The sequence below is a fragment of the Amycolatopsis sp. NPDC114505 genome, from assembly GCF_055633615.1.
This window is the reverse complement of the sequence record NZ_JBVKDV010000002.1, coordinates 1,765,847-1,779,001: the sequence shown is the minus strand read 5'-3', so window position 1 is coordinate 1,779,001 and position 13,155 is coordinate 1,765,847. Positions and strand designations below refer to the sequence as shown.

The window sequence follows — 13,155 nt, the reverse complement described above, 5'->3', positions numbered from 1 at the left end:
CTATCCCTCGACGAACGTGACCGTCTCGCCGAGCGCGGCCCGGCCGATGCGGGAGCGGTCGGCCGCGGCGTTCTCGAACCCGATCGACAGGCCGCAGAAGAGGAGCAGCCGGTCCGGCGGCGCCACGATCTCCGAGACGGTCCGGTGGAACTTCGCCCACGCCATCTGCGGGCAGCTGTGCAGCCCTTCGGCGCGCAGGAGCAGCATGACGGTCTGCAGGTACATGCCGGCGTCGGACCACTGGGGCCGGCCCAGGTCGCGGTCCAGGTAGCAGAACAACGCGGCGGGCGCGCCGAAGCAGTCCCAGTTCGCGGAAGCGGCTCGCTGCCGCGCTTCCACGTCTTCGCGCGGGATGCCGAGCGCGCCGTAGCGTTGCTCGCCGAAGGCGGACCGGCGTTCGCGGTACGGGGACTCCAGAACCTGCGGGTACATCTCGTACTCCGGCTCGTCCCACGGGTCGCGCGCGGCCAGGCGCTCGCCGGCGCGTTTCTTGAGCTCGGCCAGCGGCGCGCCGGTGAGCACGAAAGCGTGCCACGGCTGGAGGTTCGACCCGGACGGCGCCCAGGCCGCCGCGGCCAGCACGCGCTCCAGCACTTCCTTCGGGACCGGCCGGTCGTCGAAGTCCCGCACCGCCCGGCGGCTCGTGACCGCTTCGTAGACGTCCATCATCGGGGATCACCTCGCAGACTTCGTTACGAACGAGAACGTATCATTCGATACAGTTTCTCGGCCACACGAATGTCGGCGAGGTCTCACCGGAAACCCCTACGCGCCTTCGGGATGCGCGAGCCGGGTCAGCAGATCCGTCAGCCGGGCGGTTTCTTCGGCGTCGAGGTCCGCGACCAGCCGTTCGGCCACCGGCACGGCCTCGACGTGAGCCGCGTCGAAGAGCTCGGCGCCGCGCGGGGTGATCTCGACCGCCCGCACCCGGCGGTCGCCCGGCACGGACTTGCGCACGGCCAGCCCCAGCCGTTCGAGATCGTCCACGACCCGCATGATCCCGGCCTTGTCGGAGCCGGCCGCGTCCGCCAGGTCCCGCTGCATGGTGGGCCCGCGATCGGCCAGCACGATCAGCACGGCGAAGTGCCGCAGCTCGATGCCGAGCGGCCGCAGCGCCTCGGTCATCACCGCGGCGGCGCGCCAGTGCGCCCGGCGCAGCAGCAGCCCGAGCGCGAACGGCGAGACGTCCCCCGGACGGTCGGTCGCCCGCGAGGCGCCGGTCTTGCGGGGAACGTCGGCCACCGGCCCACCGTATCGTCCGGCTCGGCTAGCGGCCGGTTCCGGCACACCGGGCGTCCGACGGCCCCGCCTGCCAGACGGGGACGATGCGCGTCAGCGGCACCGGAACCGGCGGACCGGACGCGGTGAGCAGCGTCGTATAGACCGTTATACGAGTCAGCTGGACGAGCGGTGTCGTCTCACAGCTCGACGTCGCGACGAGCACCACATCGGGTGAAGCGTCTTCGCTTCAGGTTCGCTGCCCCGCAGGGCAGCCGGCGCCTCCGATGCAGTGGGCGTAGAGCAGTCCGGCGGCGCCCACCACGGCCAGCCGTCCCGGAATCGTCCTCGCGTTCCTGCGGAAAATGTGAACCGCCCCCTCGCCCATTCACATCAGTTGGTGAATCCCGGGCCGATCGTAAACTGACGTGGCCGACGCGGTCAACTGAGGTGGACCGGTGACCACGAACCCGCCTCACCGCAGCTGGCGGCGCGGTAGACTCGCGCCATGCCGGAGGAGATCGCGGCGGGGACCCTCTCCGCGAAGCTGAACCACCTGTTCGGCGTCGTGCGTCCCGCCGACGGCGACGAGTACACCTTCGACGAGGTCGCCGAGTCGATCCGGACCCAGGGCGGCCCGACGATTTCCGCGACCTACCTGTGGCAGCTGCGCAAGGGCCTGCGCGACAACCCGACCAAGCGGCACCTCGAAGCGCTCGCGGGGTTTTTCGGCGTGCCCCCCGCGTACTTCTTCGACGACGCGGAAGCCGAGCGCATCGACGCCGAGCTGACGCTGCTCAGCGCGTTCCGCGACGCGCCGGTCCGGCAGATCGCGCTCCGCGCGCGCGGGTTGTCGGCGAAGAGCCTCGAAGCGATCAGCGACATGGTCGACCGCGTCCGCGAGCTCGAGGGCCTGCCCGAACCGGCGAGCGACGCCGAACGATGAGCTCCCGCGGGCGGCGGCAGCTGCGTCACCGGTTCGCCGCGGTGCTGCGGGACCTGGACCTGCCGGCCTCGTTCGACGTACCGGCGCTGTGCGCGGCGCTGGGCGAGCGACGCGGCCGCCCGATCCGGCTGCTGCCGCTGCCGGGTCTGTCCGAGGTGTGCGGGCTGTGGATCGCGACGGACAAGACCGACCTGATCGCGTACGAGAGCAACACGAGCGCACCGCACCAGGACCACATAGTGCTGCACGAGATCGGCCACATGCTGTGCGACCACTACCCGGCAACCCTCACCCCGGCCGAGCAGATGCGGTTGTTGCTGCCCAGCCTGGACCCGGCAATGGTCCGCCGGGTGTTGGGGCGCGCGGGGTATTCGAGCGTGGAGGAGCGCGAGGCGGAGTTCTTCGCGACGATGCTGGGCCAGCACACGGGATTGGCGCACCGCGGCGATTCGGTGGCGGACCGCTTGCGCTCGGCGTTGGAGGACGGCGGCGACCGTGGGTGACGTGAACGGCGGCGCTCTCGCCACGCCGGCGAGCGCCCGCGACCGCACTCCCCAAACCCGGCCGGCGAGCGGCGGCGACCGTGGGTGAAGTCATCCGCCGTTACGGCCCGGCGGCCCTCGCCTGGATCCTGCTGCTCTTCCTCCGCCCCGGCCCCGCCCCCGGCCGCCGGCTCGTGCGGTTCTGCGTACTGGGCCTCGCCATCTCCCAAACCGCCCTCACCCCGGCCGTCCGCGGCTTCACCCGGGAGGTCGGCGCCGCCAGTGTCGAACTGCTCGTCGCCCACCTCGCCATGCTCGGCGCGGTCTGGGCCGGCGCCCAGCTCCTCCTCCGGCTGCACGGACTCACCGCGAGCGCCCGCCGTCACACCGCGTGGGCCCTCTTCGGTGGCGCCGCGATGGCCGTCACCTTCGGACTGGCCCCCGATGTGCTGCCGCAGTCGCCGTTCGTCATGGAGTACTGCATCGCCTACGCCGTCGCGCTGCTGCCCGAGTTCGCGGTCATCGCCCGGCTCTGCCTGCAGGACGCGCGCCGCGCGCCGGACCGGATTCTGCGGGCCGGGCTCGGCCTGGTCGTCGCCGGGGTCGTCGCCGCGGCCGGGTACATGGTGGTCCGGACGCTCGTCGCGATGACCTCGCGACTCCCCTTCGACTTCGACTACGGCCGGGGTTTCCTGCTCAGCAAAGCACTTCCCACCACCGCGCACCTGCTCGTGCTCGTCGGCGTCGGCGCGCCCGCGGCGGCCGGTTGGCTGCGCCGCCACCGGCAGTACCGCCGGCTCGGCCCGCTCTGGCTGGCCCTCTACCGGGCCGAACCCGCGATCGCGCTGGAACCCCCGCGCACCACCGTGTTCCCGACGCGGCTGCAGCTCTACCGGCGCGTCATCGAGATCCGCGACGGCCTGCTCGTCATCCGCCCGTACCGCACCGGGTCCGGCACCGGGGAACAGCAGGAGGCCGCCAAGATCCTGGCCGCCCTGCGCGCCCGCGAAGCCGGCCTGGCGCCGCTCGGACCCGAGACGACCGTCCAAGGTGGACAGGACCTCGGCAGCGACACCGACTACCTCTGCCGCGTCGCCGACGCCTTCCGCGAGCTCAGCCGGCGGCCCACCGCGGACGTGTCCTGATCACGCCACCGGCGGCGTGCCGTGCGTGTGGAACGACTCGATCGTCTTCAACCCCCACGCCTGCCCCTTGGCCCGCTCGGCCTCGGTCCACGTGACCGGCTCCCAGTCCGGTGCGAAGATCAGCCGTCCGGTCGGGTTGCACAGCTCGATGCGGTTGCCGCCCGGTTCGTAGAGGTAGAGGAAGAACGTCTGCTGGATCGCGTGCTTGTGCGGCCCGGTCTCGATGTGGACGTCGTTGTCGAGCGCGATGTCGGCCGCCCGCAGGATGTCCTCGCGCGTGTCGGTCGCGAACGCGATGTGGTGCAGGCGCCCGTTCGACTTCGTCCAGTCGGTCGTGTAGACGATGTCGTACGACTTCTGCGCGAAGTGCGTCCACTGCCCCGAAATCACACCGCTGTCGAGCTGGATCTGCTCGGTGACCCGGCCGCCCAGCGCGTCGCAGATGAACCGGCCGTTGACCTCGGCCTCGCGCGCCAGGTAGTTGACGTGGTCGAGGCGCCGGACGCCGACCCCGCGCCCCGGATACGCCTGCGCCTGGTTCTTCAGCGCCGGCCGCAGGTGCTCCGGCGGCTGGTAGCGCTCGGTTTCCCAGTAGACCTCGAGCTCGTGGCCGTCCGGGTCGCGGAACAGGTAGGTGGGGCCGATCCCGGTGTCGCCGTCGACCCAGCCGACGCCGAGCCCGCGTTCCTCCAGCCCGACCACGCGCCGTTTGAGGGCTTCTTCGCTGGACGCGCGCACCGCCGTCCGCCCGACCCCGGACGTCTTCGCCGCGGTGAGCTTCAGGCTGTGGTGCTCGTAGTCGTCCCAGGTGCGCAGGTAGACGGAGTCGCCTTCGGTGCCGTTCTCGGTCAGCCCGAGCACGCGGACGAAGAAGTCCAGGCTCTTCTCCGGTTCCGGGGTGAACAGCTCGACGTGACCGAGGTGCGCGATCTCGTGGCGGGGCGAGGGCTGGGGCATCGGGGTCTCCTCAGGGACGGGGGAAGACGGTGCCGTCGAACAGCTTCCGCGCGGTGCGGATCACCGTCGACCGGCGGACGCGGGATCCGTCGAACTCGATCGCCACCGCGAGCTTGCCGCTCGGGTGCTCGATCTCGACGGGCTCACCCTCGGCCGGGGCTTCCAGCAGTTCGCTTCCGACGGCGCCGTCGAGCAGCAACGCCGTCACGACGCTGACCCCGCCGAGCACGCCGATCGACGGGTGCTGCTTGACCGGGATGAACGTGCGGGTGGCGATGGCGCCGCCGGCGCGGGGCGCGGAGACGAGCGTCGTCTTGGGGACCGACGAGCCGCGGACGTCGCCGAGGCCCATCAGCTTCCCGGCTTCGATGCGCAGGGCGTCGATCCGGTCGGCGAGCCCCGGTTCCTCGCCGAGGTCCTCGGCGCGGGCGACGACGACCGGCATCCCGTTGTCCACGCAGGTGACCTTGATGCCGCCGATGTCGTCGCGGACGTTGCCGGTGGGCAGGAGGCTGCCGCAGACCGACCCTTCGGTCTCGGTGAAGTCGAGCTCGACCGGGGCGGCCGTGCCGGGGACGCCGGAGATGGCCGTGTCGCCGCTGTAGTCGACTTCGCCGCAGGGGGTGGCGAAGGTCGAGACGGCGATGGTGCCGGTGTTGACCAGCCGCACGCGCACGGTGGTGCGCTCGTCCCCGGCGGGCACGAGTCCCCGTTCGACGGCGAACTGCCCGACGCCGGCCAGGAGGTTGCCGCAGGTCTGCCGGTCGGAGACGGTGGGTTCTTCGACGCCGAGCTGCAGGAACAGGTAGTCGATGTCGTGGTCTTGCCCGTCCGCCTTGGACACGATGGCGACCTTGCTGGTGACCGGCTGCGCGCCACCGACGCCGTCGATCTGACGCGGGTCGGGGGTGCCCATGATCCGCATCAGGAGGTCGTCGCGGGTCTTCGGGTCGGCGGGGAGGTCCTCGGCGAGGAAGTAGGCGCCCTTGGAGGTGCCCCCGCGCAGGAGCATGCAGCGCACGCCGGTCATGCCTGCTCCTTCTCGTACTCCTCGGCGCTCAGGTAGCGGACGCCGAGGGTTTCGAGCTTCTCGCGCAGGCCGTAGCGGTCGAGGCCGAGCTGCCCCTGGGCGAACGCTTCCCGTGCGGCGGCTTCCTTTTCGAGGCGAGCCTGGGAGGCTTCGAGTCCGATTTGGACATCTTCGCGGCGGACGCGCATGACGCCGTCGTCGTCGGCGAGGATGGCGTCGCCAGGGCGGATCACCTGGCCCCCGATGACGACGGGGACGTTGACGGCACCGGCGGTCGCCTTGACGGTGCCCTGCGCGCTGACGTCGGCCGACCACACGGGAAAGCCGAGCGCGCGCAGGTCGGTGACGTCGCGGACGCCGGTGGTGGTGACCAGGCCCTTGACGCCGCGGTAGCGCAGCGCGGTGGCGAAGAGTTCGCCGAAGAGCCCGTCGCGGCACGGCGAAGTGGTGGTGACGACGAGGACATCGCCTTCGCGGCACTGCTCGACGGCCGCGTGGATCATGAGGTTGTCACCGGGCCAGCAGAGCGCGGTGACGGCGGTACCGCCCATGCGCGCGCCGTCCTGGATCGGGCGCAGGTCCGGGCCGAGCAGCCCGGAGCGCCCGAGAGCCTCATGAACGGTGGCGACGCCGTAGTCGGCCAAGCGGGCGACTTGCTCCAGGTCGGCACGCGGCGGATCGGTGACGATGACGGGCTTCATACGGCCCACGGTACGGTTCGGTTGACGAAATTGTCAACAATTTTGGCGAGCAGCCGTGGCGAGCGAGGAGCGACCCGATGTGGGGCACTGTGTACCGCCGGTTCAGCGGCGCAGGCGCGAGACCTCCGCGGCATCGGCCGCCAAAGGGCCAGGCGGCACACCGCCGACAACCCGGCGCCATCAACCTCCGCTCAGGAGCGCAGGTGCGAACTGGCCGCCGCATCAGCCAGCCCCGAGTGGCCACTCACGGGCGCAGGTGCGAGACCTCCGCAGCGTCGGCCGCCTTCAAGGCCTCGATCACACTCCCCAGGTGCGCCCGCGCCGCGTCCGCCGCGCGGTCCGGGCGGTGTGCGCAGATCGCGTCGATGATCGCCAGGTGCTCCGGGAGCGACACCTGGGGCCGGCCCGGGCGCATCGCCAGCCGGAACTGGTGGCGCACGCTCTGCCCGCGCAGCCGCTCCAGCACCTGCGCCGCCGTGCGCTGGCCGCTGATCTCGCGAACCCGGCGGTGCAGCCGCTGGTTGAGACCCGAATACCCGACCACGTCACCGGCCGCCACGGCCTGTTGCATCAGCTCGCCGAGCTCCTCCAGCTCATTGATCTCCGCGTCGGAAATGCGCTCCGCCGCCTTCGCCGCGCACAGCGACTCCAGCATCATGCGAACCTCGGAAATCTCGACGGCCTCTTCCAGCGAAACCGCGCGCACCCGGGCGCCGCGGTTCTGCACGCGCTCGACGAGCCCTTCGTTGGTCAGCTCGATCAGCGCGGCACGCACCGTCGCCCGGCTCGCGGCGAACTGGCTGGAAAGGTCCGCCTCCACCAGCCGCTGGTTGGGCACGAACTCGCCGCGGACGATGGCGTCCCGGATGGCCGCCACCACGGAACGCTCCCCCGGCTGCCCGTCCGCAGCACTCTCGGTCATCCTGCAACTCCGTTTGTTGACAATTTTGTCGAGAACATCGTGTACTCGATCGTAGCTTGTAGAGAGGATTCTGCTATGACCGGAACCATCGCGGTACTGGGACTCGGCGAAGCGGGCAGCGCGCTCGCCCGCGACCTGGTCGCCGCCGGCGCCGTCGTGCGCGGGTACGATCCGGCCGTCCCCGCCGCCGAGGGCGTCGTCTCGACCGGCTCCGAGGCCGAAGCCGCCGACGGCGCCGACCTGGTGCTCAGCGTGAACAGCGCGTCCGCGGCCGTCGACGCGCTCGAAGCCGGCCTCGCCGGCCTGAAGACCGGCGCCGCCTGGGCCGACCTGAACACCGCCTCCCCCGGCACCAAGCGCAGGCTGGCCGCCATCGCCGCCGAGCACGGCGTGCCGTTCGCCGACATCGCCATCATGGCGCCGGTGCCGGGCCGCGGCCTGCGCGTCCCGATGCTCGCCACCGGCGCCGCCGCCGAAACCGCCGCCGGAACCCTGAACACGTTCGGCGCCGCGGTCGAGGTCATGACCGGCGACGCCGGGCTCGCCGCCGAGCGCAAGCTGCTGCGCAGCGTCTTCTTCAAGGGCATGTCGGCCGCCGTCGTCGAAGCGCTGACCGCCGCGCGCGCCGCGGGCTGCGAAGACTGGCTCCGGAAGATCATCGTCGACGAGCTCACCGCGGCGAACGCGGCGACCGTCGACCGGCTCGTCGACGGCTCGATCAAGCACGCCGTCCGCCGGACCGCCGAGATGGCGGCCGCCGCGGAGATGCTCGGCGAGCTGGACGTGCGCGCGGACGTCGCGAGCGCGGCCTGCGACCAGCTCGCGCACATAGCTGATTCACAGGATTGTCAACAATCTTGACGTAACTCTTGTGTTCAATATCTCATCGGATGTAGCTTCGGACTCCTTCGCCGGCCCGGACGAAAGGGACGAAGATGTCCGCACGAGAACTCGGCGGCACGGCCGCCGCCACGGTCCGGCTCTCCATCCGAGTGACCGCGTTGTGCTGGGTCCTCGTGTTGCTGGACGGGCTGGACCTGTTCGTCTACGGGGCGACCCTCCCGGGCGTGCTGGCCGACAAGAGCTTCGGCCTGACCCCGGTCAGCGGCGGGAACATCGGCAGCCTGACAACGTTCGGGATGATGCTCGGCGCGCTCGGGGCCGGCATCCTCACCGACCGCGTCGGCCGCCGGAAGATCATCATCACCGGCGTCGTGGTCTTCTCGCTGGCCGCGGCCGCCTGCGCCGCCGCGCCGACGGTCGCGCTCTTCGGCGCGGCGCGGTTCGTCGCCGGGATCGGGCTCGGCGGGCTGCTGCCGTCGGCGATCGCGATGGTCATGGAGTACGCGCCGGCGTGGCGGCGCAACCTCGCCGTCACCACCGTGATGACGGCCCACCAGGCCGGCGGCGCGCTGGCCGGCGCGCTGGGGATGACGCTCGTCCAGTCGCTGGGGTGGCGCTCGGCGTACTGGATCGGCGCGCTGCTGCTCATCGTGGTGCTGCCGGTGGTCTTCTTCCTGCTGCCGGAGTCGATGACCTTCCTGCTGGCCAAGGGGAAGACCGCGCGGGCGCAAGCGATCGCGGACAAGTTCGCGGTCTCGCTCGACACGTTCGCACCCGAACCGGCCGAAGACCGGCGCGGCGGGCTGCGCGGCCTCTTCACGCCGTCGGTGCGGATGACGACGCTGCTGTTCTGGATCGCCTCGTTCGCCGGGCTGCTGCTGGTGTACGGCGTGAACACCTGGCTGCCGACGATGATGCGCGGCAGCGGCTACAACCTCGGCTCCGCGATCAGCTTCCTGCTGGTGATCAACCTCGGCGGGATCGCGGGCATGCTCGTCGCCGGACGGCTCGCGGACCGGTTCGGGGCCCGGCCGGTCGCGATCATCTGGTTCGCGCTGACCGCGTGCGGGGTCGGGCTGCTGGCCGTGCACATGCCGCTGGTCGTGACGTACGTGGTCGTGTTCCTCACCGGCGCCTGGCTGTTCAGCGCGCAGACGCTCATCTACGCGGCGGTCGGCGCCTACTACCCCGCCGACAGCCGCGCGACGGCACTCGGCTGGGTGTCCGGCGTGGGCCGGACGGGCGCGGTGTTCGGGCCGTGGCTGGGTGGCATCCTGGTCGCCGGCGGGCTGAACTCCCTCGGCTTCGTCGTCTTCGCGATCGCCGGCCTGCTCGGCGCGGTGATGGTGGCGCTGGTTCGGCGCAACGGCGCCTACGCGACGAAGTCCGGGCAGCCCGAACCGGCTTCGGCGCAGAACGCCTGACCCTCCCGGACGCCCGCTGCCCCGCTCTGGCCCACCGGAGCGGGGCAGCTGCGCGTCCGTCACCAACCGACTTCAGCGGGTCAATCTCGTCGTAGATATTGTCAACAATTTCATCGACGATTAGTGTGCGAGTATCAAGCATGCGGAGCGACGAGGAAACGCCTTGATCATCGACTGCCACGGCCACTACACGACCGCGCCACCCGCCCTCGCGGCGTGGCGCGACCAGCAGATCGCGTCGCTGGATGACCCCGGCGTCGCCCCTTCGCGCGCCGACCTGCGGATCAGCGACGACGAGCTGCGCGAGACGATCGAGCCGAACCAGCTCCGGCTCATGGACGAACGCGGCATCGACCTGACGATCTTCTCGCCGCGCGCCTCGTTCATGGCCCACCACGTCGGCGGCTTCTCGACGTCAGCGCAGTGGGCCTCGATCTGCAACGAGCTCTGCCACCGCGTCAGCGCGCTCTACCCGGAGCGGTTCGCGCCGGCCGCGATGCTCCCGCAGTCCCCGGGCGTCGACCCGGCCACCTGCGTTCCCGAGCTGATCCGCTGCGTCGAGGAGTACGGCGCCGTCGCGCTGAACCTCAACCCCGACCCCAGCGGCGGGCACTGGACGGCCCCGCCGCTCACCGACCGGTCGTGGTACCCGATCTACGAGAAGATGGTGGAGTACGACGTCCCGGCGATGGTGCACGTCAGCACGAGCGTCAACCCGGCGTTCCACACCACCGGCGCGCACTACCTCAACGCCGACACGACCGCGTTCATGCAGCTCGTGCAGGGCGACCTGTTCACCGACTTCCCCACCCTGCGGCTGGTCATCCCGCACGGCGGCGGCGCGGTCCCGTACCACTGGGGCCGGTTCCGCGGCCTCGCCATGGCGCTGGGCAAGCCGGAGCTCGAGGAGCACGTGCTGGGCAACGTCTTCTTCGACACCTGCGTCTACCACCAGCCGGGTTCGGACCTGCTCTTCGACGTCATCCCCGCGCGCAACATCCTGTTCGCCTCGGAGATGATCGGCGCCGTCCGCAGCGTCGACCCGCGGACCGGCCACCACTTCGACGACACGCGCCGGTACGCCGAAGCCGCGAAACTGTCCGAAGAGGACTGGGCCGCGATCCGGGAGCACAACGTCCGCGCCGTCTACCCGCGCCTGGACGCACTCCTGAAGGGACAAGGCCGGTGACCGAACCCAAAACACCCGGCTGGCTCGACTGGTACGCGGGTCCGTCCACACCGGACTTCGCACTGCCGCCGGGCACCGTCGACGCCCACTGCCACGTGTTCGGCCCGCAGGCGGAGTTCCCGTTCGCGCCCGAACGCAAGTACACGCCCTGCGACGCGAGCAAGGACCAGCTGTTCGCGCTGCGGGACCACCTGGGCGTCACACGCAACGTCATCGTGCAGGCCACCTGCCACGGCGCGGACAACTCCGCCATGCTCGACGCCGTCCGCGCGGCGGAGGGCCGGGCCCGAGGGATCGCCACGGTGCGTCCCGACATCGGCGACCAGGAGCTGCGCGAGCTCGACGCGGCCGGCGTGCGCGGAGTGCGGTTCAACTTCGTGAAGCGGCTCGTCGACGCCTCGCCAAAGGAAGATCTGAGCACGATCGCGAAGAAGATCGCCCCGCTCGGCTGGCACGTCGTGCTCTACTTCGAAGCCGCCGACCTGCCCGAGCTCGAGGACTTCTTCGGTGCGCTGCCCGCGCCGCTCGTGATCGACCACTTGGGACGCCCCGACGTCACGAAACCCGTGGACGGCCCGGAGTTCGCGCGGTTCCTCGGCTTCGTCGACGAGAACGACGTCTTCGTGAAGGTCAGCTGCCCGGAGCGCCTCACCGTCACCGGCCCGCCCGCCCTCGACGGCGAACGGCACGCCTACACCGACGTCGTCCCGTTCGCCCGGCGCGTCGTCACGGAGTTCCCGGACCGGGTGCTGTGGGGCACCGACTGGCCGCACCCGAACCTGAAGAACCACATGCCCGACGACGGGCTGCTCGTCGACCACGTCCCGCGGATCGCCGAAACGGCCGAGCTGCGGCGGAAGCTCCTGGTCGACAACCCCCTGCGTCTCTACTGGCCCGGCGAAACCGCCTGAAACCCCTGAAACCCCCGAAGGGCATGCAATGCAGCACGCCAACGCGTTCAACCGGCTGAACCGCCTGCCGATCTCGCGGTTCCACAAGGTCACCCTGCTCGCCGTCTCGTTCGCCTACTTCTTCGAGTTCGCGGACATCAACAGCTTCGCCACCACCGCGCCCAAGCTGATCAAGCTGTGGGGCGTGACCGTCAACCAGGTCGCCTACGTGACCTCGCTGTCGTTCGTCGGCATGTTCTTCGGGTCGATCATCGCGAGCAAGCTCGCCGACCGCTGGGGCCGGAAGAACGCTCTCATGTGGACGACCGTGTGGTTCGGCGTCTTCTCCTTCGCCGCGGTGTTCTCCTGGGACATCGTGTCGCTCGGCGTGTTCCGCATCCTGACGTCGGCGGGCCTTTCGGCGATGACGGTCGTCGCGGTCATCTACGTCAGCGAGCTGTACCCGGCGGCGAGCCGCGGCAAGTACCAGGCCTACGCGATCGTGATCGGCATCTGCGGCACGCCGGTGACCAACCTGATCGCGAGCGCCGTGGTGCCGATCAACTCCTGGTCGTGGCGGCTCGTGTACCTGTGGGGCGCGCTCGGCGTGCTGCTGGTGCTGTTCACGCGGCAGCTGAAGGAGTCGCCGCGCTGGTACGAGAGCCGGGGCGAGCACGCCAAGGCGGACGCGGTGCTGCGGGAGATCGAGGAGCGCGTCGCGGCGGAGAAGGGCCCGCTGCCGGAGCCGGCGCCGCCGATCGAGGAGGCCACGGTCGCCAAGGCGCCGCTGCGGTTGCTGCTGCAGAAGAAGTACCTGATGCCGACGTTGCTGCTGACGGTCCTGTGGGTGACGCAGACGATCGGCTTCTTCGGCTACTCGAGCTGGGCGCCGACGCTGCTGGCCAAGGAGGGCTTCAGCGTCGAGAAGTCGGTGTTCTACGTGGCTTTGACGACGGTCGGCGCGCCGCTGGGGTCCTACCTCGCGGCGCTGGTGACGGACCGGTTCGAGCGCAAGTGGTGCCTGGTCGCGTTCGGCGCGGTCATCGCGCTGTGCGGCCTGTTCTACGGGCTCACGTTCAACCCGATCCTCATCGTGGTGTTCGGCTTCCTGGTGAACCTGTTCGAGCGCGGGTACACGGCCCTGGGGTACGCCTACTCGCCCGAGCTGTTCGACACGCGGGGCCGGTCGCTGGGCACGGGCGTGTCCTACGGGCTCGGCCGGCTGTCCAACGCGGTGGGGCCGTTGATCGTCGCCGCGCTGTACAACGGAAGCGGCTACCGGAGCGTGTTCTTCTTCATCGCGGGGACGTGGCTGGTCGGCGCGCTGGTGCTGGCGGCGTTCGGCCCCCGGACGCGGGCGGCGCGGCTCGCCCAGACGGCTCCGGAGGTGAAGCCGGCCGGGGTTTGA

Annotated in this window: 14 protein-coding genes; 8 read left to right on the top strand and 6 right to left on the bottom strand. The window is 70.8% G+C overall.

The genetic code is table 11. The annotated features are described in order from the left end of the window. Positions 1–666: a nitroreductase gene (locus ACZ7OU_RS26265; protein WP_470257656.1), complete on the bottom strand. Its 666-nt coding sequence runs from the start codon at positions 664–666 to the stop codon at positions 1–3. 99 nt (positions 667–765) lie between these two features. Then, positions 766–1,242: a MarR family winged helix-turn-helix transcriptional regulator gene (locus ACZ7OU_RS26260; RefSeq protein ID WP_470237435.1), complete on the bottom strand. Its 477-nt coding sequence runs from the start codon at positions 1,240–1,242 to the stop codon at positions 766–768. A 484-nt stretch (positions 1,243–1,726) separates the two neighbouring features. Here ACZ7OU_RS26260 and ACZ7OU_RS26255 point away from each other — a divergent pair, with 484 nt between their 5' ends. From ACZ7OU_RS26255 to ACZ7OU_RS26245, 3 genes are all read left to right on the top strand, one after another. Then, on the top strand, positions 1,727–2,164 hold the full coding sequence (locus ACZ7OU_RS26255; RefSeq protein WP_364524664.1) for a helix-turn-helix domain-containing protein: 438 nt from the start codon (positions 1,727–1,729) through the stop codon (positions 2,162–2,164). Next, the gene (locus tag ACZ7OU_RS26250) at positions 2,161–2,667 is read left to right on the top strand and encodes a hypothetical protein (RefSeq protein ID WP_470257123.1); all 507 of its coding nucleotides are present in this window, start codon (positions 2,161–2,163) and stop codon (positions 2,665–2,667) included. The genes ACZ7OU_RS26255 and ACZ7OU_RS26250 overlap by 4 nt, the downstream gene beginning before the upstream one ends. 80 nt (positions 2,668–2,747) lie before the next feature. Next, positions 2,748–3,791, top strand: a complete 1,044-nt coding sequence (locus ACZ7OU_RS26245; RefSeq protein ID WP_470257122.1) for an MAB_1171c family putative transporter — start codon at positions 2,748–2,750, stop codon at positions 3,789–3,791. On the opposite strand, the gene ACZ7OU_RS26240 is transcribed toward ACZ7OU_RS26245, so the two are convergent. The 4 genes from ACZ7OU_RS26240 to ACZ7OU_RS26225 form a co-directional block, all read right to left on the bottom strand. Next, positions 3,792–4,748 carry a VOC family protein gene (locus tag ACZ7OU_RS26240; protein WP_470257121.1) on the bottom strand — a complete coding sequence of 319 codons (957 nt, stop codon included), beginning with the start codon at positions 4,746–4,748 and terminating at the stop codon, positions 3,792–3,794. 10 nt (positions 4,749–4,758) lie between these two features. Further along, on the bottom strand, positions 4,759–5,778 hold the full coding sequence (locus ACZ7OU_RS26235; protein WP_470257120.1) for a 4-oxalomesaconate tautomerase: 1,020 nt from the start codon (positions 5,776–5,778) through the stop codon (positions 4,759–4,761). After that, positions 5,775–6,479: a 4-carboxy-4-hydroxy-2-oxoadipate aldolase/oxaloacetate decarboxylase gene (locus tag ACZ7OU_RS26230; protein ID WP_470237441.1), complete on the bottom strand. Its 705-nt coding sequence runs from the start codon at positions 6,477–6,479 to the stop codon at positions 5,775–5,777. Before ACZ7OU_RS26230 ends, ACZ7OU_RS26235 begins: the two co-directional genes overlap by 4 nt. Positions 6,480–6,723: 244 nt before the next feature. Further along, the gene (locus ACZ7OU_RS26225; protein WP_470237442.1) at positions 6,724–7,401 is read right to left on the bottom strand and encodes a GntR family transcriptional regulator; all 678 of its coding nucleotides are present in this window, start codon (positions 7,399–7,401) and stop codon (positions 6,724–6,726) included. 75 nt (positions 7,402–7,476) lie between these two features. Between ACZ7OU_RS26225 and ACZ7OU_RS26220 the strand changes: the two genes are divergently transcribed. The 5 genes from ACZ7OU_RS26220 to ACZ7OU_RS26200 all read left to right on the top strand — a co-directional run bounded on the left by ACZ7OU_RS26220 (position 7,477) and on the right by ACZ7OU_RS26200 (position 13,155). Next, positions 7,477–8,262 (top strand): NAD(P)-dependent oxidoreductase, encoded by a 786-nt coding sequence (locus ACZ7OU_RS26220; protein WP_470257119.1) that lies wholly within the window; start codon positions 7,477–7,479, stop codon positions 8,260–8,262. A gap of 74 nt (positions 8,263–8,336) precedes the next feature. Then, the gene (locus ACZ7OU_RS26215; RefSeq protein ID WP_470257118.1) at positions 8,337–9,668 is read left to right on the top strand and encodes an MFS transporter; all 1,332 of its coding nucleotides are present in this window, start codon (positions 8,337–8,339) and stop codon (positions 9,666–9,668) included. 163 nt (positions 9,669–9,831) lie between these two features. Continuing rightward, positions 9,832–10,857 (top strand): amidohydrolase family protein, encoded by a 1,026-nt coding sequence (locus ACZ7OU_RS26210; RefSeq protein ID WP_470257117.1) that lies wholly within the window; start codon positions 9,832–9,834, stop codon positions 10,855–10,857. Then, positions 10,854–11,768 (top strand): amidohydrolase family protein, encoded by a 915-nt coding sequence (locus ACZ7OU_RS26205; RefSeq protein WP_470257116.1) that lies wholly within the window; start codon positions 10,854–10,856, stop codon positions 11,766–11,768. Before ACZ7OU_RS26210 ends, ACZ7OU_RS26205 begins: the two co-directional genes overlap by 4 nt. A gap of 28 nt (positions 11,769–11,796) precedes the next feature. Beyond that, complete coding sequence (locus ACZ7OU_RS26200) at positions 11,797–13,155, top strand: MFS transporter (RefSeq protein WP_470257115.1); 1,359 nt, start codon at positions 11,797–11,799, stop codon at positions 13,153–13,155.

What these genes read in the sequence shown, in the direction of transcription:
- ACZ7OU_RS26265 (WP_470257656.1), bottom strand. Translation starts at nt 666, where the DNA reads ATGGACGTCTACGAAGCGGTCACGAGCCGCCGGGCGGTGCGGGACTTC.
- ACZ7OU_RS26255 (WP_364524664.1), top strand. Translation starts at nt 1,727, where the DNA reads ATGCCGGAGGAGATCGCGGCGGGGACCCTCTCCGCGAAGCTGAACCAC.
- ACZ7OU_RS26250 (WP_470257123.1), top strand. Translation starts at nt 2,161, where the DNA reads ATGAGCTCCCGCGGGCGGCGGCAGCTGCGTCACCGGTTCGCCGCGGTG.
- ACZ7OU_RS26240 (WP_470257121.1), bottom strand. Translation starts at nt 4,748, where the DNA reads ATGCCCCAGCCCTCGCCCCGCCACGAGATCGCGCACCTCGGTCACGTC.
- ACZ7OU_RS26235 (WP_470257120.1), bottom strand. Translation starts at nt 5,778, where the DNA reads ATGACCGGCGTGCGCTGCATGCTCCTGCGCGGGGGCACCTCCAAGGGC.
- ACZ7OU_RS26230 (WP_470237441.1), bottom strand. Translation starts at nt 6,479, where the DNA reads ATGAAGCCCGTCATCGTCACCGATCCGCCGCGTGCCGACCTGGAGCAA.
- ACZ7OU_RS26225 (WP_470237442.1), bottom strand. Translation starts at nt 7,401, where the DNA reads ATGACCGAGAGTGCTGCGGACGGGCAGCCGGGGGAGCGTTCCGTGGTG.
- ACZ7OU_RS26220 (WP_470257119.1), top strand. Translation starts at nt 7,477, where the DNA reads ATGACCGGAACCATCGCGGTACTGGGACTCGGCGAAGCGGGCAGCGCG.
- ACZ7OU_RS26215 (WP_470257118.1), top strand. Translation starts at nt 8,337, where the DNA reads ATGTCCGCACGAGAACTCGGCGGCACGGCCGCCGCCACGGTCCGGCTC.
- ACZ7OU_RS26200 (WP_470257115.1), top strand. Translation starts at nt 11,797, where the DNA reads ATGCAGCACGCCAACGCGTTCAACCGGCTGAACCGCCTGCCGATCTCG.